General features: G+C 58.9%; 9 protein-coding genes and 1 pseudogene. 1 reads left to right on the top strand and 9 read right to left on the bottom strand.

The features are described from left to right. Positions 1 to 60: 60 nt before the first annotated feature. The 7 genes from P3S72_RS00830 to P3S72_RS00800 form a co-directional block, all read right to left on the bottom strand. A complete protein-coding gene (locus P3S72_RS00830) occupies positions 61 to 501 on the bottom strand; it encodes a hypothetical protein (RefSeq protein ID WP_276195558.1) in 441 nt (146 codons plus the stop codon). A gap of 63 nt (positions 502 to 564) precedes the next feature. Then, positions 565 to 1,092 carry a hypothetical protein gene (locus tag P3S72_RS00825; protein ID WP_276195557.1) on the bottom strand — a complete coding sequence of 176 codons (528 nt, stop codon included), beginning with the start codon at positions 1,090 to 1,092 and terminating at the stop codon, positions 565 to 567. A 368-nt stretch (positions 1,093 to 1,460) separates the two neighbouring features. Next, entirely contained in the window at positions 1,461 to 1,859 is a 399-nt protein-coding gene (locus tag P3S72_RS00820; protein WP_226501951.1) for a hypothetical protein, read from the bottom strand. Then, a complete protein-coding gene (locus P3S72_RS00815; RefSeq protein WP_276195556.1) occupies positions 1,856 to 2,197 on the bottom strand; it encodes a hypothetical protein in 342 nt (113 codons plus the stop codon). Before P3S72_RS00815 ends, P3S72_RS00820 begins: the two co-directional genes overlap by 4 nt. A 49-nt stretch (positions 2,198 to 2,246) precedes the next feature. Beyond that, complete coding sequence (locus P3S72_RS00810; RefSeq protein ID WP_276195555.1) at positions 2,247 to 2,501, bottom strand: MafI family immunity protein; 255 nt, start codon at positions 2,499 to 2,501, stop codon at positions 2,247 to 2,249. Between the two features lie 5 nt (positions 2,502 to 2,506). Continuing rightward, positions 2,507 to 14,809 (bottom strand): hemagglutinin repeat-containing protein, encoded by a 12,303-nt coding sequence (locus P3S72_RS00805; RefSeq protein WP_276195554.1) that lies wholly within the window; start codon positions 14,807 to 14,809, stop codon positions 2,507 to 2,509. 24 nt (positions 14,810 to 14,833) lie between these two features. Then, positions 14,834 to 16,486: a ShlB/FhaC/HecB family hemolysin secretion/activation protein gene (locus P3S72_RS00800; protein ID WP_276198015.1), complete on the bottom strand. Its 1,653-nt coding sequence runs from the start codon at positions 16,484 to 16,486 to the stop codon at positions 14,834 to 14,836. A gap of 281 nt (positions 16,487 to 16,767) precedes the next feature. Here P3S72_RS00800 and P3S72_RS00795 point away from each other — a divergent pair. Beyond that, positions 16,768 to 16,952, top strand: a pseudogene (locus tag P3S72_RS00795) (hypothetical protein); the annotation flags it as partial. A 181-nt stretch (positions 16,953 to 17,133) separates the two neighbouring features. On the opposite strand, the gene pbpC reads toward P3S72_RS00795, so the two are convergent. Together pbpC and P3S72_RS00785 are read right to left on the bottom strand one after the other, a co-directional pair. Next, positions 17,134 to 19,431 carry a penicillin-binding protein 1C gene (pbpC, locus tag P3S72_RS00790; protein ID WP_276195553.1) on the bottom strand — a complete coding sequence of 766 codons (2,298 nt, stop codon included), beginning with the start codon at positions 19,429 to 19,431 and terminating at the stop codon, positions 17,134 to 17,136. Beyond that, positions 19,412 to 25,213 carry an alpha-2-macroglobulin gene (locus P3S72_RS00785; protein ID WP_276195552.1) on the bottom strand — a complete coding sequence of 1,934 codons (5,802 nt, stop codon included), beginning with the start codon at positions 25,211 to 25,213 and terminating at the stop codon, positions 19,412 to 19,414. Before P3S72_RS00785 ends, pbpC begins: the two co-directional genes overlap by 20 nt. Between the last annotated feature and the right edge of the window lie 39 nt (positions 25,214 to 25,252).

Below are 25,252 nucleotides of genomic sequence, written 5' to 3'. Positions count from 1 at the left end.
TCTGACCCCTATTCCTCCCAAGAGTGCGCCGGATATCAGCCAAAGCAAAACGCCTGCTGATTAAGACTTTGGCAAAACCGAAAGTACTGCTTTAAAAATATTAGTTCCATCATCAACGGCTGATGATGCCTCATATATTGCTTCGGTCGCTGCCATAAGCGAATCCTCTCCACCAGCTAAGGACAGCGCCGATACAGCGCGAGCGTGGCTAAACAGCTGAAGGCCTTCTACATTTAAGCTTTGCCCTTCGTCCAGGCTGTCTTGCAAGTCAAAATACTTCTCATCTAACTGTGCAGCTAAAGCATCTAGCCCAGAAACCTGATCAGTCGTGAGTTTATTACCAGATTGTAGATACCTAAGAGACTCGGCAACAATAGACACTTCTACTGGGCAGGCCTGTAAAGCAAGTTCGCAAGCCACTTTTACAGCACGTCTTCGTTGTTCCTCACGGACTACCTTAAGTTTTTCTACAAGACTTTCCTCAACCATTTCTAAACGCATAATTATTATTTAGCCTCTGGCAGTGGTTTTAATGGCGCGGACACATCCTGTGCGCTCTTTAAACTACGACTGCCAGAATGTCAGACAGACACCATATTCATCGAGAAGATCGTCAGCAATTTCAAACTGAAATACCTTCTCTGGAAAGGCATCGGATAACGCGCGCTTCCAATATCTAGTGATCTGTTCAGCAAATAAATGACAAAGACGATAATCTTCTTCCGACAGGCCCACTTTAAATACGGGTCGACCCGGTGCATCCTCCCACTTTGAAAAGAACTGATTTATTGAAAAAATATTTCTGTATCGTTCAACGTCTCTACGCGATGTACTTTGTTCCAACACACTAGATTCGGTCTCAACCAGCCCGTTCAAATGAAATTTTTGCGGATCGTATTGCTGAGCGTTAGGCAGCCAGAAAATGTGACCATTGACCTCAATAAAATCAGGAGAGAGCAAACCCAGAACAGAAATTGCCTGTTCTAATGAAACCAAGTGCCCTACATATGAAAAAAACTCCCCGGAGCCAATATCTGAAATAAACAGACTCAACGACTCTTTAGAAATATTACCCTGATAAACTTTCATCATTTCAACCCCAAGCTATCAAGAACCGACTGAGGAACATTCCCCCTCAAAAACTTTTGTATCACTTCCCTTCTTGGGGAAATATGTTCCATTCGGAGCTTGGTTCCATTCGACCACCTTAATCCGAGAGCTAGACACATCATATAGTGCACGCCCCTCAGGACCGTAGACAACAACATGCCCATTTCCAAGATTCGCATAAGAATCGGGAGTTTGCCCTTGCAATGGATACTGAACACCACCACGCGTTCCCGTGACCGTCACATTCGTTTCCCTGAGTCCCTTGGTATAATCTAAATCAATAGTATTACCGGCAGAGTCCGTAATGAACCTGGGTGTATTTGGAGCGTTAGTAGTTGCTTTTGCACCAACTATCCTTTAGGAGATATCTGCCTCACCCAATCCTCTCTAAGCCCAACCAAAATATTCATAACATTAGAGTAAGTCAAGAATGGTAAAAATAACGCAAAATTGGACAAGCCACATTTCACATCTAAGGGAACGTAAAAATCAACATCCCCCGAGCGACTCGAATTCGAAAAAAGTTCTACATTCAGGTGACTTTCAATACTAGAAATATCAGCAAACAACACCTTATTCGCAACTTCATTATTTCCAAAGAAAAAACCGTCAACATATACATCTAACCTTCCACCCTCTATCCCAGTAGAAAATAAAATGTCACCATCTTCAGCTTCCTCATGAAAGAACCCACGACCTAAGGCTTCAACATCTTTCATCCTTTTTTCAAGTGTTCGACGAACCTTCATTGTCCAACCCCTTTTAAAAGATCCCTCAAGCCTTCCTTAGTCGCGGGAAAGCTAAAGGAAAAATTCTGATTTACATTATCAAAACTACCTGTCCCAAGCTTAGAGCCTTCTGGGGATGCATAGCGACCTGTCAGAGTAATTTTTTCTGCACCTTGGGACTGAGCATAAGCAAGCATTTTCTTCAATGGTCCTGCTAATTCAGCGGCCCCATCAGCACCAACGCCAATGAATCCTTTCGAAGTACCTATCGCAAACTCATCAAATGTTATTTCACTTCCGCTCATGGTGACTCTTGGAGAGTAGATGGTTCCCACACCATTAGCTGCATCAAAAGACACTTTACCTAATTCCTTAGGTATTTCTTTTGCACCAAATAATTTTTATTTTTTATTTCTTCAATCCCAACAAATGCTTAAATGGACCTTCACCCAAATCAAGTCCAATATCTAGAACTAGTCGAACAGCCTCATTATATTCTTCGTCCGTGATAGAGATATCATATTCGCAAATATGATCGCACAAAATCTCAAAAGCCAGACTCTCTTCGTTATACGCGACATAATCCAAGGCTCCTTGGAGAAGGTCGGAATCCAATCGACCTTCAAACCTTCGTCCAAACTTAATGATACGATCTGCAAACATAAATTCTACTTAATAGGCTTGTAGGGTGGAATAGGGGCATCATCAGGGAAGGCAGTAATCACCTTTCCTGTAGCCGGTTGGTATACAACTCGCACTCGCACGCCATCACGAGTTTCATAAGCAACCCATTTAGCAGCATCTCCTTTAGCTGTATAAGCCCCACCGGTTCCAGTTTGCGCGTACCACTTAGTGCTCGGAGATGTCGTGATATCGCCAATCGCGTCAACAATTTTATCTCCTGACCAACTTTCAGGAAAGACTGTCTTTCCTTCCTGTCCTGGCCACATATGTCCACCGCTGCCTGGCTTATCGCCGTACAAAATGTGTTGCTTTGCTTCTGGAGAAAGAATGTCAACGTAGTCCTTTCCAAGACCTTTTGCACCTTGCACCGCACCAGTTGCATCGGCAGCGGCGGCTACCTCCTTCGCCGCCGCACTCCCAAATCCTCCCATGCCCAGCGCTGTACCGCCAGTGGTCGCAGCCCCAAAGGGCAACTCAACCGCCGCAATGCCAAGCTCCGTACAAATTGTCGGGTTCATGCCGCAAGCGAGCATCAACTCCGGCCCCAGTAGCACAACCCCTGCAGCAACCCCGGTACCCGACAACACAGCGACGACAGGTCCGCTTTCATTCATGATTTTTTGGCTGTAGTTCGACCGGCATACATCTGCTGCCACGCCGCCACAACTTTGCTCTGCGTAGTCGCGATAGCGCTTCTCTGCAAGCAGGCGACTGCCTAGCTCATTGTTCTCTGTTGCGTTTTTGCCTGATTGAGCGCCAGCCGCCGCCCCTGCCAAGTCGCCGCCCACCGCGCCACCGATAAAACCTGCCGCCAGTGTTGAGAGCGCCGAGATTGTCTGTTTCTGCGCCTCGCTCAAATCCTCACGTTTAATAGACGGATACAACTGAGCAGCAATCAACTCTCCTGTAGCGGCGCCCGCCGCCCCCGCCGCAGCTGAATTCCCCTGAGTCTTGGCAACTACTGCACCAAGCACCGCCTGCGCCATGATCCTAGCGGTGTCGTTGTCCTCCGTTTGCTGCTTAATAAAATTCGCAAGATAGGGGGCAGAAGCCCCCGCTAGGGCTGATCCGATGTCGCCTCCTGCCAATCCTTGCAGGGCCGCCGTCACGGCTTGAGTCGCACGTTGATAGTCGCCCCCCGTGCCGTATGGCTCCATAGCCTCCTTATAGGACTTCGCTGCCCGTATCTGCTCCTGGGTAGGCTTTTCATTACCCTGACTCGCCAACTCTTTGCGCGCGACTTTTTCCGCATTGAGCTCACCCTGGGTGCGAACGATGTCCGAGACCTGAGTACCTATCTCACTGATCAGTTTTACCTGTTGTAGGCGCTTCTGCTCTTTCTCTTTATCGAAGATTGGGCTGATGCTGTCGTTGGCATGTTCGACGTCGTGGCTAAGGGTCGCCACATTTTGCTGTTGTTTGGCAGGGTCGCGAATATCGAGGGTGCCATTGGAGACGGCCGATGAGGTCGTACCGCTGGCGCTGCCACCATGGTTGTAAGCGATCAAAGTACCGCTGGGCATATTGCTGGTAAAACCGCCACTGCCGTCACTGGAACTGCTGACGCTGGCACTTTGCATTTGGCTCTTGTATTCGGCCTCGTTCTTGATATCACTCCAGCCGAGAGTACCTGTACTCAGCCGATTCTTATCGACCTCTGCGGTACTTGCTATGACGCTTCCATCAAGTTGTGTGTGATTACCCACATCAACCTGATAACCACCTTTACCCGCGTATAAGCCGGTCTGCTCCTGCACGCTTTGGTACTTGGAGTCGATCTTGGTTTGGCTGACGCTAAGACTGGCTGAACCGCCTGTACCGATGATCGTGACACTCACGCCGCCACTCACATCAGTTTGCTTGGACTTATAATTGTCGGTGTCTTGAAGGCTCTGCAGTGTCAGGTCGCGACCAACACTGGCAGCGATCTTGTCAGCACTGACTTGTGCGCCCTTAAGGGCCGTGTCTCGTCCACTGACCAGGTTAGCCTGATGTCCTGCATCCAGCGTGGTTTCAGTCCATGTGGTGCCGGTACCTTTTTCATTACCTGTGCCTTTATTAGCGTTGGCGAAGATACTCAGGCCACCGCCTTGAGGGCCGACCCCCAAACTAATCCCGATTGCGCCACCGCCACTATTGTTTTTGCCGTCCAACTTTTGGCTATTGGCGGCTGCTTCAAGACGGATATCCCGCTCAGCGGCCAGCGAAATGTCGTTGACTGCTTTGAGGTTACTGCCTTGAACACGGATATCACCGTCTACCCCAGGAGTACCGTTACCGACGGCGACAATGCCGAGATTGTTGCCGCTGGTCAGGCTACTGCCTTGGCTAATCGTTTGTTCTTGGGTTTGTTTTGAACTCGACTTCTGCGCACCGAGGGAGATGCTAATACCGACAAACTGCCCAGCGTTGTCAGCAGTCATTTCGCCGCTCTGCTGAGCAGCCTGCCAAGCCTGAACACCGGTTAACCCTGCTTTGATACCTTGCAAGGCGGATACACGGCTGTCGTCTTCCTGCTTGGCTTGCTTGGCCGTTTGATAAGCGGTATTGACCGCACTGCCGACAGTTCCGGAGAGTGCCAGCGTCAACCCACCGCTTTTGCTTTTAGAGGTTTGCTCGCTCTTGTTGTTATTTTCGGCAGCAATAATGTTGACGTTTTGGCCAATGAGGTTGATGTCCTTGCCTGCAATAACATCAGAACCTTTTATGGTCAGATCTTTACCGGCCTGAATATCGACGCTGCCAAGCACGCTGCCGACGGTACTGGCCTTACTACTCTCAGTAGTGCTGCTCGAGGTATTTTGAAGGCTAGTCGAACCTATGGTGAAACCTATACCACCAGTCCCCAACAGACCGGATTTTTTACTCGACGTAGAATGGCTTTGTTCGAAGGTTTCCGTCGCCCCGTCAATCACCACATTGCGTCCGGCAATCAGGCCGGTGGCGTTGGTGGAAGCTACGTCACTGGCGGTAGTGCCAATGTCCCGACCGGCACGGACGACCACCGTGTCGGCACTGATGGAGGAGCCCTGTTGAGTGATAGAACTGCTGCTGTCGATGCGTGTCTTCTGGCTGCTGGACAACAAACCGCTACTGGTCTTGGTTTTGCGGTAGTAGCTGTAATCGCTGTTTTGCGCCGCGTTCAGGTCTAGATCGTTTCCTGCGTACAGGTAAGCTTCCTTCCCGGCACTTACACGACTGGCACTTACCAACAAATCCTGGCCAGCGTTCAAGGCGACGTTGCCTCCGGCAGTCACTGTCGTGGAAACCTGCTGAACGTGATCCTCCTGACTCGTCACCTTCTTCGTCTTACCATACGAATGCTGCTCATCCGCCGCCGAAGCCAGGGTCAGATCACCCACCGCACTCATGCTCACATCACGCTTGGCAGCAATCTGACTGGCAATCGCGGTGACATCCCGGCCAGCGCTGACCTTCAAGTCTTGCCCTGCATCGACGGTCGAGCCGTATTGGGTAATGGTCTGGTTCGTATGCAAACCACGCACGCCGCTGGTGACTTGTTCAGCAGAGACAAGATTGACGTCACGTCCGGCAGCGATCGCGGTGTCCGTGCCGCTTTTGAGCACGCCGCCGGTGTTGTTGACGTCTCGCCCGGCGTTGACGGTCAGGCCGTTGGCGGCTTCGATACGGGCGGCGTTGTCGACGAAGTCAGTGCGTTCGGTTCGGTAGCTGCTGCTGCTTTCGTGGGTGGTGACAGTGCGTTCGTTGATCACGTCGCGGCCGGCCGTCAGTGAGACGTCGCGACCGGCGATGACACCGCCGGCCTTGTTGATCAAGTCGTTGCCGGCCAGCAGGTCGAGACGATTGCCCGCTTCGACCAGGCCGCTGTTCACCAGGTCGTTGCCGGCTGTGGCGGAGAGGTTGTTGGTGGCTTTCAACGTGCCGGCGTTGTTCAGGTCTTTGCCGGCGATCAGGGTCACGTCACGGCCCTGGATTAGGGCGCCGTTGGCGGCCAGGCGATTGTTGGCGTTGGCCAGGTACAGCACCGGCACCAGCACTTGCTCGCCGTTCACCTCGGCGTTTTCCATCCAGACAATGTCGTGGGTCAGGGCCGCGACTTGCTCGGAGGTCAAGCTGACACCAAGCGACAGGTTGAGCTCCTGTTTGCTGGCGACGGCGTTGTTCATCAAATACTTGAACATGCCCTCGTCGGAGGTCTGGCCGTCGATGAAGCGCTGGCCGGTTCGGGCGACTACGGCTTGCTGAATCAGGCTCTGTTCATAGAGACCATCACCCAGGCGCTTGGCGCTTTGATCGGGGTCGTAACCGAGGTTGGACAACAGGTAGTCCGAGCTCATGAACTGCTTGAGGTCGGTGAGTACTGGGTTGGTTTCGATCAGGTATTTCTGCGGTTTGGACTGACCGCTGCTGGCGGGCAAGCCCTGGACGCGATTAACGGTAAACGCCGTGGAACGACTGGGCAGTGCTGAGCTATCCGCGTCAGCGGCCGGCGTGCTGGCATTGAATGCGCGGGCCCCAGCGCTCACGTTTGGCGTCTGACGATCTGTCGCGCTCAGGTCTACGCTGCTGGCCGAAGCCTGAGCGTTGTTGCCCAGTTGAATGTTGCGGGACTGAACATTGGGCAGTGCTTGCTGACGCAGGTCCGGATTGACGGCGCCGCCGCCCATGGTCCAGCTCTGCGCGCCGGTCTTCGCTGGGGCGCTGCTGTCTTGAGCGCTCAAGCGGAACAGGCCGTTTTGCCCGGTGGGCAACGCGAAGCCCGGCAAGGCCAGCGGGTTGACTTGCTGCTGGGAGAGGTTGGGCGGCAATTGCTGGTTGAGGCTGATGCGCGTGGAGAACGCACTGCCCGCCGCCCCCGTATCGGTGCGCGGACCGCTGCCTACATAGGTATAACCAGGGCGTACGGCACCGTTACCGATAGTGTTCTGAGCGTTGACGTTGACCGCGCCGCCGGCCTGGATGATCGCCGCGTAGCTCTGGTCGCCGGAAGCCAGCTTGCGGGAGCTGCCCAATCCCGGCAGTTCAGTTTCGGTCATGCCAATAAAGTTGGCCATCCCGCCCAGAAGGCCACTCAGGTTAGCGGCGTTATAGCCGCTGCTTTGATACCAGTACTGGTTCGTGAAGGCATTCGCGGCGTCGTACCAGCTGCCCGCGTCGCGGACTCGCTCGGACCTATAGATACGGGTAGTTTCGGTTTCACCGGTTTCAACGCCGCTGTTGGTCAGGTTGACCAGTGTGGCGCTCAAGTTGCCCCCCGTTGCGATGGTGCTGCTCTGGTTCAGCAGGTCACCACCGTTCAGGGTAAGGTCGCCGCCAGCCGTGATGCTGGCCGCAGCGCTGGCCGCAGTGACCTCAAGTTTCTCGCGCTGGACGATCTCCCAAACGTGGTTCTGTTTTCCGCTACAGTCACCGGCGTTGTACCCTTCGATGCAGGTCACTTCTCCGATCCTGGCGGTGTAGATGCCTGCGTTGTTGACGGTGAGCACGTCCCGAGTGTTCTGGATGGTGCTCGCCGAGAGGCTCATGCTGCCGTCGCTCTGAATCGACGCGGAATTATTGAGGATGCTGGTGGCCTGGGCGCCTTGGCCGTCACGGTCAATCGTGAGGTTGCCCAAGCTGTAGATGTTGGCGTAGTTGTTGTTCAGTGCATTGACCCGCAGGCCCATGTTGCCGCCACTGAAGATCAGCCCGCGATCATTGACCAGCGTGCCGGTGGTCACGGTCAGCGTTTGAGCGCTGCCCAGCGTACCCTGGTTGTTGATGCCCCCAGCGTTGACGGTCAGGTTAGTCGCCGACGTCAGGCGACCGACGTTACTCAGTTGGCCGCCGACTGACACCGTGGTATCCCCGCCGCCGGCAATGCTCGAAGCCGCGTTCAGGCTCACTTGCCCGGCACTCAGTCCGAGTGTCCCAAGGCTGCTGAGCCGGCCATTGCCTGCGTATGTGCCACCGAGGTTCAGGCTCAGCGCACCGTCACTGGCGATCAGTCCGTCGTTGGTCCAATTGCCGCCGCTACCGACGAGGCTGGTGGACGCCAACAGTTGGCCGCTGGCGGTCTGGGTGAAGTTATTGACGTTGACGTTCAGGCGCGCGGCCTGGATGACGTTGCTGTTGCTCCAGCTATCGGCGTTAAGCGTCAGGCCGCCGCGAGTGACGATCGAGCCGCCGGCGCCCGTGACGTTAGTGGTGGAGATGTCGAACGTGCCGTCGCCCACATGCAGCAAGCTGCCGCCATCATTGAGAAAGCCACTTGCAGCCAGGCTCAGGTCGGTGTTGGCGCTTTCCAGCGTGCCGTTGCGGTTGTCAAACAGCCCGCCAATCTGGAAGTCGGTTTTACCGCTGCTGCCCAGGGCACGCAGTTGGCCAGTCTGGTTATCGAGGCTCGCGGCCTTGATCGCCAGGGTGCTGTCGCTTTCGATGATGCCCAGCCGGTTATTCAGTGCGCCACTGAGGTTGAGGTCGATCTGCTGACCGGCAATCTGGCCATCATTGTCGCCGCTGTTGTCAAAATCGTTGCCGGTGACGTTGATCTTGCCTTTGGCGTACAGGCCGCCGTTACGGTTGTCGAAGTTGCCGGTGGTGATGATCGCGTCACCGCTTTGCGCCGAAACCCGTCCGCCGTAGTTATCGATGCCACCCAAGGCGGTCAGGTTCAAGCGCTGTGCCTGGGTCACGCCGCCCTGACGGTTGTTGTTCAGGTCATAGCCGTTTTTCAGCACGCCGGTCAGGTGCGTGGTGAACGCTGCTTGCAGGCTGGAAAGCACGCCGCCGCGGTTGTCGAGGTTGTTGGCGTTGATCGACAGGTCACCGGCCTTGGCGATAATCCGGCCGCTCTGGTTGTCGATATCGCCGCCCGTGATGACAGTCAACGCGCCCTGGCTTTGCAAGGTGCCTTTGGCGTTGGCGAGGTTGGCCGCCTGGATATTCAAGTCGCCAGTCTGGCTGTAGATCAAGCCGTCGGCGCTGTTCTGCAGGGCGCCCGGCGTGGTGAGCGTCAGCAGATCGTTGGCCGCGACGGTACCGCGATTACGGTTGTCCAGGCCGCCGGTGAGCAGCGTCATCAAGCCTTGGCTGGCGAGCTGGCCGCCCTGGTTATCGATTTGCGTTGAGCGCTGAACCCGCAGCGGGCCGACGCTGGCCAGTTTGCCATTGGTGTTGGTCAGCGCGCCGAGCAAGTCGAGGGTCACCGCCGCGTTGCCGACCAGATTGCCACCGGTGTTATCCAGCGCGGTGCCGGTGAAGCTAAGGCCCTGCTGGGCGTTGATGGTGCCGCCGGCATTCCCCAGCGTCATCGCCTGAATCACCAGCGCCGCGCCGCTGTCGATCAAACCGCCTTGGGCGTTTGTCAGCAGACCGCTGAGGGTCAGGGTCTGGGCGCCGCCACTGGAGATCACACCACCGTTGCTGTTATCCAGATTCGCGGCGTTGAGATTGAGGTCTTTCCGGCTGACGATTGCGCCTTCGCCGCTATTGAGTACTTCACCGCTGACGGCGACGGAAACATCGCCGTCGCGACTCGACAGCGTACCTTTGTTGCGGTTATCCAGGCCGTTGCTGGTCAGGCTCAGGCCCTGCCAGCCAGACAGCAAACCACCGAGGTTTTGCACGGTGTCGGCATTCACTGTCAGCACGTTGTTGCTGATCAGTTTTGCGCCGGTGTTGTCGAGTGCCCGCGCGCTGAGATCGAGGCTTTGAGTGCTGGAGATTTCGCCGTTGCGGTTACTCAGGTCGCGTAAGTGCTGAATGCTCAACACACCTACGGTGGTGATCAGGCCGCCGCTGTTGTTCAGGTCTGCTGTGGCCGCACCAAAATCGATGGCAATTGCGCTGCCCAAAAGTGAGCCGCTCTGGTTATTGAGGCCGCGGCTGTTAATGGTCAGACCGTTGGTGGCGTTGATCAGCCCTTCATTCTGGTTATTCAGAAGTCCGTCGAGGCTCAAGTCCAGATTGGCACGACTGGTCAGCGTCCCGCCGCTGTTGTCCAGGCTGGTGGCTTTGACGTCGAGTGTGGCGGCAGCTATCAGCCCTTTGAGGTTGGTCAGTGCCTGATCGACGCGCAGGGTCAGGGCCTGATTGCTCAGTAACTTGCCATTGCTGTTGTTCAGGTTGCGAGCGGTCACGTTGAACGCTTGGGCGCTGGAGATTTCACCGCCATCGTTGTTGATGTCGGTGAGATTTTTGAGCATCAGCAACGGCGCACTGATCAACCCGTTCTGGTTGTTCAATTGGCCCTGGTTCACGTCCAGCGTCAGGGCGGCGTTGCTGTACAGTTGGCCGCCCTGTTGATCCAGGCCAGTGATGCTCGCGGTCAGAGCGCCGGAACTGGCGATACGGCCGCCGTCCTGGTTGGTCAGTTGGCCGGTCGTCAGGTCCAGCGTATCGCCGCTGTTCAACCGTCCGTTGTGGCTGTTATCCAGCGCTCCGGTGTTCACGCTCACCGCGCCTTTGCCACTGATGCTGCCTTTGTTGCTGTTGTCGAGGCCGGCACTGTTGATCGCCAGGCCTGCATCGGTAACGATCTCACCACCCTGGTTGAGCACGACGCCTGTGGCGGTCACTGTCAGCGGGCCTGCAGCAGACAGGCTGCCGAAGGTATTGGTCAGGCTGGCTGCGGTCACGTCCAGCACACCTTCAGCACTCAGCAGGCCTTGGCTGTTGGTCAGAGCGCCGGAGAGTCCGGCCTTGAGGTTTTTCTGGCTCAACAGCGAGCCGCCGCTGTTGTCGAGATCCTGCCCGATCAACGTCAGGTCAGACTTGCCCGACAGCAAACCTTTGGCGCGGTTGATGACATGATCGACTGTCAGCGCCAGCGCGCCCTGCGCAACCACCTGACCGCCATCGCTGTTGTCCAGGCGGTTGCTCACCAAGGTGATGTCGGATGCACTCGACAACTCGCCCCCACGGTTATCGATGGAGCCGACGCTCAAGTTCAGTGCGTTGTTTGCTCCGACAAGGCCGCCGTTGCGGTTGTCGAGGCTGGTACCGGTCAGTGTCAGGCCACCGGTTGCAATCAGTTGTCCGCCCTGGTTATTGACGTTTGCGACGTTGGTCGTGACATCGGCTTTACCGGCGATCTGGCCACGGCTGTTGTCCACGCTGTCGGCGCTGATCTGCACATTACCGTCAGCAATCAGGGTGCCGTCCTGGTTGACGACCTGACCGTCTACCGTTACCCCGAGGGTGCCGCGGCTGCTGATCAGACCGCCACTGTTGTCGAGATACTCGCTGCGCACGTCCAGCGTCTGGGCCGACATCAGGCCTTTGATGCTAGTCAACCGCTGATCAATGCGCAGTGTCAGGCTCTGGTTACTGATGAGTTTGCCGTTGCTGTTGTCCAGGTTGCTGGCAAGCAAGCTGAACGCCTGGGCGCTGGAGATTTCACCGTTCTGGTTGTTGACGTCCTTGAGGTTTTTCAACATCAGCAGCGGCGCGTTGATCAGGCCGTTCTGGTTGTTCAACTGACCGTGGTTCAAGTCGAGGCTCAGGGAGGTTTTGCTGAACAGTTGACCAGCCTGCTGATCGAACCCGGTGACACTGGCGGTCAACGCTTTATCGCTGGCGATTCGGCTGGCAACCCCGTTACTCACCTGAGCCGCGCTCAGGTCAAGGGTGTCGCTGCTGATCAATTGCCCGCCCTGAGTGTTGTCGAACGTCCCGGTCGTTACAACCGTCGCACGCTTGCCGCTGATCAGGCCTTTTTGGCTGTTGTCGAGGCTGGCGCTGTTGAGGGTCAAGGTGCTGTCTGCGCTGATCGAGCCCCCCCGATTCTTCAGCATGCCCAAGGTGGTCAACGTCAAGGCACCGGCACTCGACAGGCTACCGCGAGTGCTGTCGAGACTCGCCGCATTGACGGTCAACGTACCTTCACTGCTGATCAGGCCCTCGACGTTACTCAAGGCATTGTCGAGACGAATATCCAGGCCTTGTTGGGTGACGAGACTGCCACCGCTGTTGTCCAGGCTCTGGCCGGCAACCGTCGTTGCGCCTTTGCTGAATAGCTGGCCTTGGGTCTGGTTGATGATCTGTGCCACACGCAGGCCTAGATCGGTGCCGGCGAGGATCTTGCCGTTATCACTGTTGTTCAGTTGCGAGCCTTGCAGGCTGACATCGACGGCGCTGGAGATTTCCCCGCCACGGTTGTCCACCGCATCGACGTTGAGTTTCAGCGCTTTTGTGGCGCCTACCAGGCCACCGCCACTGTTATCCAGTACCTTGCCGTTCAGGGTCAACGCGCCTTGGGCGACCAGTTCTCCCCCCAGGTTGGTGAACTGCGCAACGTTGGCGATCAGATCGGTTTGGCTGGCGATGCGACCGCCACTGTTATCGGTACTGGCTGCGTCCAGACGCATTGGCCCCACTGCGCTCAACAGGCCACCGCGGTTGTCCAGTTGAGTGCCGGTGAAATTGATCGCGGCCTGACTGTTGAGCAGCCCTTTTTGGCGGTTATCCAGTTGCCCGACGTTCAATTGCAAATCGTTGGCGGCGCGTACTTTACCGGTGCGGTTGTCCAGCGAATCGCTGCGCAGCGTCAGTCGGTCCTTGCCGGACAGGCTGCCATTACGGTTGTCGAGGCTGCCAGTCTGCAGGTCAACCACGCCTTTGGCGCTGAGGTCACCGTTCTGGTTATCGAATAGGCCCGCAATGCGTGCGGTCAGGTCGCCATCGCTGACAAGGCTGCCGTTATGGCTGCTGTCCAGACTGGCGGCAGTGATACTGACGTTCTTGCCGGAACCTAGCACACCGTTCTGGTTATTCAGTGCACCGATCAGCCCAATGTTCAGTGCAACGTCACCGGTCACCTGACCATCGCTGTTATCCAGTGACGAGGCATTCACCGTGGTGTTGCCGGCGCTGGAAAGCTCGCCATTGTGGTTGTTCAATTGCCCAACATTGGCGGTCAGGTTGCCTTGGCTGGTGATGACTCCCAGCGTGTTGAGCACCTGATTAGCGGCGAGATTCAGCGTACCGTTCCCCAGCACCCGACCGCTGTTCTGGTTATCCAGCGTGCCGGCGTTGACCGTGGTGGTTTGCCCACTCAACGTCCCGCCCTGGTTGGTCAGGGTTTGCGTTGTACTGACCGTTAGGGTGCGGCTGGCCGCCACGCTTTTACCGCTGTTGTTGAGGTTCTGTGCGATGAGGCTGACGTCACCATTGGCGTTGCGGCTGTTGTCGGCGTTAACTCCGGCTTCGATGATTCCGTTGTTGGTCAGTTGCCCGCCGGCGGTGAGGGTGATGCTGTCCCGAGCGGCGAGGGATTGTTGGTTGCTCAGGTCGCCTTGGGTTTGCACGTTGACGACCGTGCCGGCGTAGACCGGGCCCTGGGCGTCGAGGCTGGCGGCTTTGACGTTGACCGCGCCACTGGCAGCGGTCTGGGCCATGCTCAGTTGGCCGTTGACATCGAGTTGAATATCCCCGCCGCTGGCGGCCATATTGCCGGCCAGTTTCACCCCGACCCCAGCCTCGGTGCCAACCAGTTTGATCGCCCCGGCGTACATGCCGCCCAGTGCAGAGGAGTCGATGGCCAGTTCCGGTTTGGCGCTGCCATCGTTGGCGCGAGCAGTGGCGTTGAGGCTATCGGCGTTAACGTCGTTGCGACCGGCAATGACCGTCAGGTTATTCGCCTGGATTTCGGCGTTGATGGTTGCGCTGCGAGTGATGATCTCGAAACGATCGACATTGTTGGCGTTCAGCCCGGCACCGTCGATGGCGACGCTGCCCTGATCGACCTGATAGTGGTCCAGTCGGCCCGCAGCATCCAATACCGGTTTGCCGGTGGTGAGGGTGACGCGCGGAGTGTTGATGAAGCCGCAACCGTTGCAACTGATGCCATACGGGTTTGCGACAATCACACGGGCCGATTGCCCTGCAACTTCGGTATAGCCGCGCAACTGGCTCGGGCTGCCACCTACGACTTCGTTGAGGATGGTCTGCGCCGCGACACCCTTGGTCAGGTTGGGGTTGCCGACGATGATGCCGCCCAGTTGCGTCATGCCGGTTTGTGCCGTGACGTTATTGAGAATGACACCTTGGGTGCCGACGTTGTAGTCGTGAAACTGGTTATGCGACAACCCTGCGCCATTGGGTGTGGCGATTTGCACAATCGGCACGCCGTTGCCCGCCTGCCCGAGGCTGGTGCCCGGCGTCGCCACCACAATCCCTTCGGCCTGAGCCCACATCGGTTGCCAGAACATGACGTTGGCCAACAGAAGCGCCAACCAACGTTTGGGCAGGCCACAGAACTGCCCTCTGGTTTTCACGGCCGCAGAAGGCTGGCGCGCGAGGAATGCGTACTGGCGAACGTCCATGTCGAAAGTCTCAAATTGGCGAAATTAGAGGAATAAATCCATACGGAAATAGATCGGCGCTTCGCGCTCGGTCAACGCTTGCGGGCGCTCCAGGGAGTGGGCAAACGTCACGCTGACGGCCAGGTGCTGGCCGCGAGCAAACAGCTCTACCGAGTTGCTGGACAACCGCCCATGCTGATCACCGTTGTAGCGATTAGCGCTGATCACGCCTTGGTCATAACCGAGGCTGGTGCCGTATTCGGCAAATACCGGGTGCAACCATTCAAACGTGACCGGGCGGCTCCAGCGCAGGTCGTTGCGCCAATAGCCACCGCTGTCGCCGGACAAGGATTGGTCCTTGTAGCCGCGGATCGACGACAGACCGCCGAGGCTGGTGCGCTGCGGGCTGAACAGCACGTCTTCGCTGTGCTGGCCGGTCATCAGGCTGCTGAAACTGAACGACTCACCCCACAGCTTGAAAGGCTGCAAGTAGCTCGCGGTGGCGGTGTATTTGCGGTAGCGCGCGTCCGGTTCGCCAGGGCCCGGATGGCCATTACCCTGGGCATCCAACGCGCCGATGCCTTGCTGCATCCCCAGGTCGAAGTTGATGAACGCACCGCCAATTCGCCGGCCGTGGTTGATGCCGAACTGCGCTTCACTGATGCGGTTACTGCTCAGTACCAGCTTGCTGTCTTCAATGAAATTGTTGGTACGCAGGTACGACAGGCCGGTGCTGACGGAGGTTTTGCTCACGGCGTCGCGATGGATCACCCGCTCAACGCGTAACTGATGGTTTTCGCTGTCGCCGGTCTGCTTGAAATTGAAGCCATTGGATTGTGCCTGCGAGCGGTACTCGCTCTGGCTGTAGGTGTATGTGAAGTTCCACCAGCCCCAAGGCAAGCTGTAATTGAGCATCGCGTTGTTGGACGTGTGCTGGTGATCGCTCACCGCATCGTGGCCGCCGCGTAGACTCAATTGGTCCGCCAGGCCCAGTGGGTTGTCCCAATCAAACGTGGTGCCCCACTGTTGCTCGCCGGTGCTGCGCTGGCCGTCGTTGCTGCGCGATAAACCTGCCCGCCATGGTGTTTGAGGCGTGTTCCTGACCAGCACTTCGCTGCCCCCGACGGCTTTACCCGGGGAAAGCTCCATCTGCGCCTGGTTCGATGGCAAGCGGTTCAACTGATCGACCATCTGCTCGATTTCGCGAAGATTGACGAGCTCACCAGTCTTGCCGGGAAACGCCATGCCTAACTCGCGCTTAGAAAATTGACTGTCTTGCGCCCCCCGCAGCCCTTCGAGTTTGCCCTCGACGACCAGCACCTTCAGATGACCGGCGGATAAGTCTTGCTGTGGCAAGTAAGCGCGACTGGTGACCAACCCTTTTTCGATGTAGTAATCGGTAATGACCTTAAGCAACTCATTGAGCTGAGTGACGCCAAGGCACTTGTCGATAAATGGCTTGAGCAGCCTTGCGCGCTCGCTGATGGAAAGACTGTCGGCGCCGTTGAGTTCTATGTCCTTGATAGGAAAACAACGGGCATCGGCAGGGGCTGTGGGCTTGGCAGGGACGGTGGCTTTGCCAGGCAAGTCCTTGAGTTCGTCAAGGCGGCGCTGTTGTTCTTCAAGCAGACGATCCTGGCGATCACGGATCAGGTCAGTGACGCCTGGGGCGTTTTGCAACGTGGCGGCTTGAGCCATCCCGGCGGCGCTCAGACAAAAAAATGCGGACATCAGGTTGAGCCTGGTCCCACGTAGCAAACACCACATTTCCAGATCCCTCTGTATGGCTTTGTGCCATTAATTGGCGGCGATCCTATGGTGGCGATTTAATGGCGTCAATTAAATTGTGAAATTATATTTCAAGGCGAAAACGGGAAAACACCCGCTGTTCGGGCGATGTCTTTTGGTATCAATTACTTAACCCAGAAAATAATTCGGTGCGTCCATTGCTTGAATCGCAGGTAAAAAAACGCCATTAGCTTGTCGAAAGCAATGCCATTTCCGGTACTTACCAAGGCGGTCGAATCCGCATGGGCACGCAGGTCGGGCGCGTGGCACGGTAGGCCTGGATCAGGCCGGGCGGACCACCTTGAGATTCGTTTGGGGATGGTTGTCGGGCGCGACGGGCGGTGGGGAGTCCTTCTATGTCGAGCGTGTTGAATAGGTCAAAAATAATCAGAAAAAAAATCGGAAAAAGGTGAGGAAAATGACGCAGAAGTTCATATCCGGAAACCAGTGGCTGGAACCTATCTGGCCATCTCCTGGGCTCCCGGTCTGGTTTGCGCAGCTGATATTTCCAGATCTTCATCGGCGCTTTTACTGAGCCAGGCGACAGAGGCGCCCGATCACGGCACAAACTCCACCCTCAGCCCCCGGCTCGCACTGCGCCCCTGATCGTCACTGACCCGCAACCGATACTCCCCCGACTTGCCCGGTCGCCAATTCAGCGTGGATTGCGGCGGGGCTTGGCCGATCAGGGTCTGGTCGGCAAACCAGTACAACGTCGTCGCGTCGCTGGCCGCATTGGCATTCAGCGCAATGCTCTCCTGCGGCTGGGACAGGCGCAGTTGATAGCTCACCTGGGTCAGCGGCGAGCGGATCTGCGGGGCTTCGCTCTGGTCGCTGATGCGGTTGGGCTGGCAGTTTTTCATCACGTTGGGCGGCGTGCGTCGCGCCAGGCCGGCGGCGCGGTACAGGCGTTGTACGTCGCTGGGCCAGAACTCGAAGACTTCTTCGCGGGTGTACTGCGGGTCGAACGGCGGGCAGGCGGCTTTGCCGGTGCGGGTGTCGATCAGCACCGGGCGGTGCAGGGCGGACACGCGAATCGGTGAGACGCCGGGGATGTACCAGGTCTTGCGGGTTTGCGGGCACCAGCGGTTGGGCAACTCGCCGGAGGCCGCGCAGACGTCGATGCGGATCAGGCCGGGCGGCGGCTTGTCGGGTTTGATCTGCACGTTGGGCAAGGCCAGGGGCAGGGCGTCGGCAATGCGGAAGAACAGCGGCGCGGCGGTCTTGGCGCCGATGAACGCCGGGTTTGGTCGCCCGTCGAAGTTACCCACCCACACCACCAGCACGTAGGGGCCGACCAGGCCGGCGCTCCACGCATCGTGAAAGCCCCAGGAGGTGCCGGTTTTCCAGGCGGTGCGCCAATGCCGGCCGGGCAGGCCATCCGGGCGCGGGTTGCGGCGCAGCATGTCGCGCACCATGAAGGCGGCTTGGGGCGTCAGCAGCGCTGGGCCGCTGGCCTGGGGCTGTTCCTGCACATAGCGTAAGGCCCGCAGGTGCCCGTCGCCGGCCAGCATCAGATACAGCCGCGCCAGCTCTTCGGGCGTCATCTCGCCGCCGCCGAGGGCCAGGGCCAGGCCGTAATGGCTTTCTCCGCGCAGGCCCTTGATGCCGGCGCGTTGCAACAAGCCGTATAACGACGGCGACTTCACCTGGCTGGCCAGCCACACGGCTGGGATATTGCGGCTACGGATCAACGCGTCGCGCGCCGTCAGTGGCCCTACAAAACTGCCGTCGAAATTCTCCGGTTGGAAGTAGCCGAAGTTACTGGGTAAATCCTTGAGGATGCTCATGGGGTGGATCACCCCTTGGTCCAGCGCCAGCCCATAGAGGAACGGCTTGAGCGTCGACCCCGGCGAACGCCGCGCCAGCACGCCATTGACCTGGCCATGGATGCCTGTGGATAAGTAATCCGCCGAGCCCACCAGCGCCTTGACGCTCTGGTCGCGGCTGTCGATCAGGATCGCCGTGGCGTTTTCCACCCCCGTACCGCGCCGCTCGGCGATAAAGCCGCTGATCAGGCGTTCGAGCAATTGTTGCAAGGGCAGGTTGAGGGTGCTGTTCAACTCGTTACCCGCCTGGGACGCGAGCAACTGTTCGCTCAAGTGCGGCGCCAGAAACGGGATCTGCTGGCGGTTGCGCGCCTCAAGGGGCAAGTCCAGCAGGCTGTCGTTGCGCGGGTCCTGTGGATAAGTTGCGCGCCAGTCGTTCATCAAGCGCAGCCGCGCGTTTTGCAGCGAGGGCCCGAAGCGCGCCCGCCGCCCGGGCTGCTGGGGAATTACCGCGAGTGCCAGCGCTTGGGACAACGACAACTGCGCCGCCGACTTGCCGAAGTAGATGCGACTCGCCGCCTCGGCGCCTTCGATATTGCCGCCCATGGGCGCCAGGTTCAGGTAGGCCTCAAGGATGTCGTGCTTGCTGTAACGCGCCTCCAGCCACAGCGCCAGGGCTATCTGTTGCAACTTGCCCGGCACCTGGCGGGTGTTAAGGTCCCACAGGCGCCGCGCCAGTTGCATGCTCAGCGTCGAGCCGCCCTGGCGCTGGCCGCCGCTGTAAGTGGCCATGGCCGCCCGCAGCAACGCCGGGGGATTGATCCCCGGGTGCCAGTAGAAATTGCGGTCTTCCTTGAGCAGCAAGGCCTCGATCAATGACGGAGAAAACCGCTCCAGCGGTAGCCATAAGCGATATTGCCCGTCATCCGCCAAGGTCATGCGCAACAGCGAGCCATCGTCGGCCAGCACCACCCTCGACGATGTCACCGCCTGTTCCAGCGGGGCATGCGGCCACAGCCGCAGCCCCGCCAGCAGTACCGCCGCTGCCAGCAGCGGCGTCAGGCGCTTAAGGCTTGGTAATTTCAAGCTGGCCTACTTTGCCGCGCCCTTGCAGGGTGGTTTCGTACATGCCTTCGGCGTAGGCCGGTGGCGTATTGAAGGTGCCTGCGTTGGTGGCGCGCACGCGGTACACGAAAGTGCCTACGTCACGCAGCGCAGTGCCGTACAACACCACCCGATCATCGCGCACGTCCACGTAGTCCGGCTGCCAGTTGCTCAGCTCGGTTTCGCCGATCGGCGCTTGCCAGGCGTCAGACGGTTCGCTGTCTTCTACGTAGTCAGCTTCCTCGCCTTCACTGTCATTGGCGCTGGCGGCTTCCGGCTCCGGTGGCAAGTTATACACGGGCTCGACGCCACCGGGCAGCAGGTCGACCACCGCCACTTGCTGGACTTGATCGCGGTCGGTCGCCCTCAGGCGCAGGCGCACCAGGAACTCATCGCCCACCGGGACTTTGCTCACCGGCTCGCCTTTGAGGTCGAGGTACTCGTGGATAATTTCCAGGCCATTGTTGATCGGCTTGAGCTTGGCGCCTTTATCAAAGCCGGCTTCGCTGAGCATGTAGAAGGCTGCCGGGCCGTCGGATTTTTCCATCAGCAACTTTTGCGTGGCGCCAGGCACGGCGGCGCGCGGTGGCTGGCCGGCCATCTCCAGCAGTTGTTGCTGCTTGTCGCCCAGCCACGCGCTGGCTTTGAGGGTCATGTCGCTTTGCGCACGCTGGCCATAGTTGTCCAGGGCGCGCAGTAACAGCGCCGCCGACAGCGAGTTGTAACGTTGCTCGTTAAGGCGCTTGCCGAGTTTATCCAGCAGTGCTGTCGGCACATCGTCCAGCAGCTCGGGGAAGTGCCGCGCCAGCAGGTGCAGGTGTTCGGCGTCATGCACCAACGGGTCGTAATACAGGCCGTCGCTGTTCCACTTATCCACAAGCGAACGCCATGGGATCTTACGGAACAGCGTATCGGCCTGGCGATCCTGCTTGAGCAGCTTGTAGCTGGCGGCCAGGTAGGCGGCGCCCAGATCGTTCTGCCAAGTGTCCTTGAAGTAGCTCTCGTAGCGCTCACGGATGTCGCTCAACGCGCCGCTCACCAGAGTTCCCTGACGGCTCAGCAGGTAACTGGCGTAGGCACGGTTGCGCAATTCCGACAGGCCTTCGCTCGGGCCGTTGGCCAGGTCCGTCAGATAAGTATTGGCCCGTACCAGCAGGTCTTCCGGCACCGGCAGCCCGCGTTCCTTGGCTTCGATCAGGAAGTCGGTGGCGTACAGGCTGGCATACGGCGCCACGTCGGGGTTGGCGGCCCACAAGCCGAAACCACCGGCCTGGTTCTGGCGCTGGCGCAACATCCGCACCGCGCTGGCAAAGGCTTGTTCGGCCTCGGGCGCGTTGCCACCCCAGATCAACGCCGGCATGGCCTTGGACACCAACTGCTCGGTGCAGGCGTAGCCGTAGTCATCCAGGTAATGCTTGAGGCCGTTGGCCCACACCAGCGGCGATGCCGCCACACCCAATTGCACATCACGCAGTTGGCTGAACAGTTCGCGGGTGGGCTTTAGCTCTTTGCTGGCGCTGTCGAAACGGCCCAGGCTCAAGGCCACACGATGTTCGCTCAGGGGGCGGATCGAGGTGGTTTCCGCCACCTGAATGCGCTTGCCGTTCGGCAACACGGCGATAAAGCGCAGATCCGCCGAGCCGAGGGTGTCGCCGACCTTGATCTTGAACTCGGCGGTGCCTTCCTTGCGCGGTTGCAGTGACAAGGTGCTGCCTTTGTCGCCCTGCACGTTGAGGCCGTCGCTGGTCTGCACTTCAAACTTCACATCCGCCGCCGCATCGAGGTTGCTGAACACCCCGGCGCTCACGTTGAACACATCCCCCGGCGCCACGAAAGCCGGTACGTTTGGCGTGATCACGAGCGGTCCGCGCACCTCGGTTGTGGCCTCGCTGACGCCCACGCTGTCGGCATCCACCGCGACTGCGAACAGGTGCAGCTTGCCGTTAAAACTGTCGGGCACCTGGTAATGCAGCACGGTGTCGCCGGCCGGCAAGTCCACCAGCCCGGACCACCAGGCCACGGGCGGCTGATGTTTACGCTTGAACGGGTTGAGGTGATTGGCCAGCGCGCCTTCGGTATCGCCACCGGGTGCTGCCCCACTGAGCAGGCGGCTGAATTCCGGCAGGATCAGGTCAAGAATCTGACTGGTGCCGACTTCAAGCGCACGCTTCTGGAAGAAGAAGCCCAACGGGTCCGGCGTCTGGTAGCGCGCCACTTGCAGGATGCCTTCGTCCACCGCATACACCACCGCACGGCCCGGGCGGTCGGCGTTGACCTTGATCTCCAGGGTCTGCCCCGGTTCGATCTGCGCCGGGCCGTCAACCTTCAAGGGCATGCGCCGCGCATCCAGGTTGATGCTGAACGGCACCACGCCATAGGACAGCGGGCTCATGTAAACCTCGGACGAACCGATGTCCCGCACGAACTGCACGTTGACGTAGGCATTGCCCTCAAGCCCTGCGGGCACGCGGATATGTTGCACGCTGTTGGTGCTGTCGGCCTTGAACCACTGCTGGGTGTAGACCTTGTCGCGCTCGATGGTGATCAAGCCCGCCCCGGTGTACGGCGCGCGGACACTGATAGCGATCTCATCCCCCGTCGCGTAACTGTGTTTATCCAGGCGCAGTTGCAGCTCGGCGTTGCGCTCCAGGGAGCGCGAGGTGTTGCCGCGCCCGGCCACGCTGTAGTCGATCTGGTTCAGCAGCTTGCCGTTGGCGTCTTTGAGTTGCAGGGTGAAATCGCCGGGAGTGGCGGTGTTCAGGGGTTGCTTGGCGCCGTCCTTGGTCATCACCAGCGGCGAGGTAGGCTGGCTGATGTTTTTGATCCGCGATTCATATTTGTAGGTACCGTTGGACTGTTTCACCAGCACCGAGACGTAGCGGTGCTCGACCACTTCGCTGGTCAGGCCGTCCACCGCCAGCGGCGTGAGATCCGGCGCGACGGCCAACCATTGCACCTGGCGTGGGGCGTCCTTGGCGACATACGACAGTGAGTCCTGACTTTTCACACCCACCAGGTAGGGCGCAGACGACACCAGCAACGCACTTTGCGCTGCCACATTGCGCCCGCCTTCGGCCTCGAACACCTGGGTCATCACCTGCAAGCGGTAAGTGCTGTTGGCGAAGCGTTGCAGGTTGAGGTCGAGCACGGCTTGGCCGTTGTCATCGACGGTGCTCTCGGCGAGGTCTTCGGTGCTGGCCTCTTCCAGCGCGTCGTTGAGGCGGAAGCGGTAATCGGGGTAACGCTCAAATGCCGCGAGCGTCGGGCTCAGGGACATCTTCGCCGTCACGCGCCGGCCGGCCGCCGGGGCACCGAACAGGTGCATTGCGCTGACCTTGGCCAGCACCTGGTCCGGTGCAATCCAGCCCTGCACTGGCGTGTCGTGCAGGCTCAGGCTGACCTTCATGCGGTCCGGTTCGAAGTCGCGGACCTTGAAGCTGACGCTGCCCAGGTCGGTGCGTGTCTGTTTCTCGCCGAGCAGTTGCAAGGTCGCGGTGTAATCCCCGGCGGGGGCCGCTTCGCTGCTGGGGAAATCAAAGGTTTCAAAACCGCTGGCGGACAGCTTCAGCGGCTGGCGAATCACTTCCAGGCCGCGCGGGTCGGTGATTTGCAGCTCCACCGGCAGGCCTTGCAGGGCGCCTTTCCAGTTGCCGCTGCGCACGATCATGCCCAGGTGCGCGGTTTCGCCGGGCCGGTACAGGCCACGGTCGGTGAACAGGTAGGCGCTGAGGCGATCGATCGCACCGTCTTCTTGCAAACCACCTACGTCAAAGCGCGACAAATCCAGCTGCTGGGACTGACGGGCAATCGGCAGGAAAGATTGGTCATTGCCGCGACTGACCACATACATCAGTGGCGTTTTCTCACGGCGCAGTTCATCGAGTTTGGCGAAATGCGCGTGGCCTTCGGCGTCGGTGTGGCCGCTGGCGACCGGCAAACCGTTACGGCCGATGATGTCGACTTGCGCGTCGGCCACCGGCGAACCGTTGCCGATGGACTGCACATACACGTCATGGCTGCCGTCGCTGGAGCGCTTGGCGATGATCCCGAGGTCCGTCACCACGATAAAGCGCAGGTCGCTGGTGCTGCTGCGGGAGTAGTCGAATGTGCGCTCGGCCGGGTCATCCTGTGGGCTGAGCTTGAGTACGAAAATACCGCGTCGGCCGCCGTTGGCGCTCAGGTAGCGGCTGAGATCGACGTTGTCGTAGACGGTTTTCGCCGGGTCGTTGGACGACAGCGGAATATCCAGTGATTGACGCTCGACCATGCGGTCGAAGTACTCATTGCCGAAGTTCGGCCGCGCAAAGCTGCCGCTGCTCTGGTCCACCAAATGTTGTAACTGGTTGGGCAGCAGGCGAGCAATTTCCACATGGGCACCGGGTACGCCACGGGCCATGAAGCCCAGGCGTTTTTCGCCGGTGAGGCTGAGCAAGGCGCCGTCAGACAGGAACTGCAGCGTGCGCGGATAGGCCGGCATGCTGATCAGCGACGCCGTAGGGTTTTTCGCCAGGTAGCCGCCGATGGCTTCCAGGTTGGCGGGCACGCGCACATACAGCGCCCGACCGGCCGGGGCCTTGAACTTGAACGCGTGCAGGGTGTTGAGCGGTTCGACGCTGGGCACGTGGGTCAGGTTGACCTTGGTACTACGGGCCAGCAGCGCGTCGTCGATGTCGTTGCTGTTATAGGGGCGCGTGTCGTCCTCAGCTTTTTCCGGCAACAGCCACGCCTGGACCTTACCGGCGATGGTGTCATCGGCCACGGCGCTGGAGCTGCTGAACATCAACACCGGCTCGGGTTCGCCGCGTTCGTTGTCGACAAAGCTCACTTCGGCAGCGGTAAACGTCAGGCGGTAGCGGCCGGGCACGGTGACTTCGGCCACCAATGGCGCGTTGCTGGCGTTGCCACCGTCACGGGCTTTGATGCCTTCGTCGAGCTTGGCGCTGACGGGCGTGCTTTCCAGTGGGGTGGCCAGGGCGGCGGAGCGTACATAGGCGTTGAGCTTGGTCTCGTCGAAGGTGATTTCCGGCCGATTGGGCAATTGGGCGTCGCGGTAGGCGAGGCCTTTGCCGAGAATGATCGAAACCCGCTTGCGCAGGCTTTCTTCGTCGACCGGGTGAGAAAAGCGGAAAGTCGCCACCAGTTGTTTCAGCGTCGGGTTGGACGGGTCCTGATACAACTCGTTCTGTGAAAGGCTGGCGCGAAACGGCTGGGTGGAGAACTGGCCGCTGTACTCGTTGAGCAACACGCCGTCGGCGAGCAGGTTTTTCTTCGCCAAATCGAAGGTGTAATGGGCGTCGATGGGCCAGTCTTTTTCCGGAGTGAACAGCAACGTGTGGTCATCGGACCAGCGCCAGGCACCGGCCACAGCGGGTTTAAGGGTAATGCCTGCGGTGACCGGCTTGCCTATCGCCGCCAAGGGGGCGACGGACTCGGCAAAACGCACCTGCAGGTTATCCACAACGACGGGTTGCTGGGTGTAGTCAGTCAGGTTGGGTTTGTGCAGCGAATAACCCACGGTGTGCGGCTGCGGCAGGTTGGAGTACCAATGCCAGCCATAGAACCCGGCGGCGGCCAGCAGCACCAGGCCCAACACCCCGGCACCGGCCTGGCGCGGGTAAGCGCGGGCCTTGCTCGCCAGGTTCAGCCCGCCACGGCCGATGGCACGCAGCCAGAACGGCGGCCGCCATTGGCCGAACAGGGCACCCACCACAGTCATTAACGCACCGAACAAGCGGCGACAGATCGCTTTTAACGCGTCAAACATGGTGAGCATCCCTGGCTAAGTGCGACGTATCTTACACGC

The sequence above is a fragment of the Pseudomonas sp. D3 genome (assembly GCF_029320995.1).
Lineage (GTDB): Bacteria > Pseudomonadota > Gammaproteobacteria > Pseudomonadales > Pseudomonadaceae > Aquipseudomonas > Aquipseudomonas paraveronii.
The sequence above is the reverse complement of the archived record's forward strand: the minus strand, read 5'-3'. Positions and strand labels throughout refer to the sequence as shown.

Coding starts and splice junctions, on each gene's coding strand:
- P3S72_RS00830 (WP_276195558.1), bottom strand. CDS start 501: ATGCGTTTAGAAATGGTTGAGGAAAGTCTTGTAGAAAAACTTAAGGTA.
- P3S72_RS00825 (WP_276195557.1), bottom strand. CDS start 1,092: ATGATGAAAGTTTATCAGGGTAATATTTCTAAAGAGTCGTTGAGTCTG.
- P3S72_RS00820 (WP_226501951.1), bottom strand. CDS start 1,859: ATGAAGGTTCGTCGAACACTTGAAAAAAGGATGAAAGATGTTGAAGCC.
- P3S72_RS00810 (WP_276195555.1), bottom strand. CDS start 2,501: ATGTTTGCAGATCGTATCATTAAGTTTGGACGAAGGTTTGAAGGTCGA.
- P3S72_RS00805 (WP_276195554.1), bottom strand. CDS start 14,809: ATGGACGTTCGCCAGTACGCATTCCTCGCGCGCCAGCCTTCTGCGGCC.
- P3S72_RS00800 (WP_276198015.1), bottom strand. CDS start 16,486: ATGGCTCAAGCCGCCACGTTGCAAAACGCCCCAGGCGTCACTGACCTG.
- P3S72_RS00785 (WP_276195552.1), bottom strand. CDS start 25,213: ATGTTTGACGCGTTAAAAGCGATCTGTCGCCGCTTGTTCGGTGCGTTA.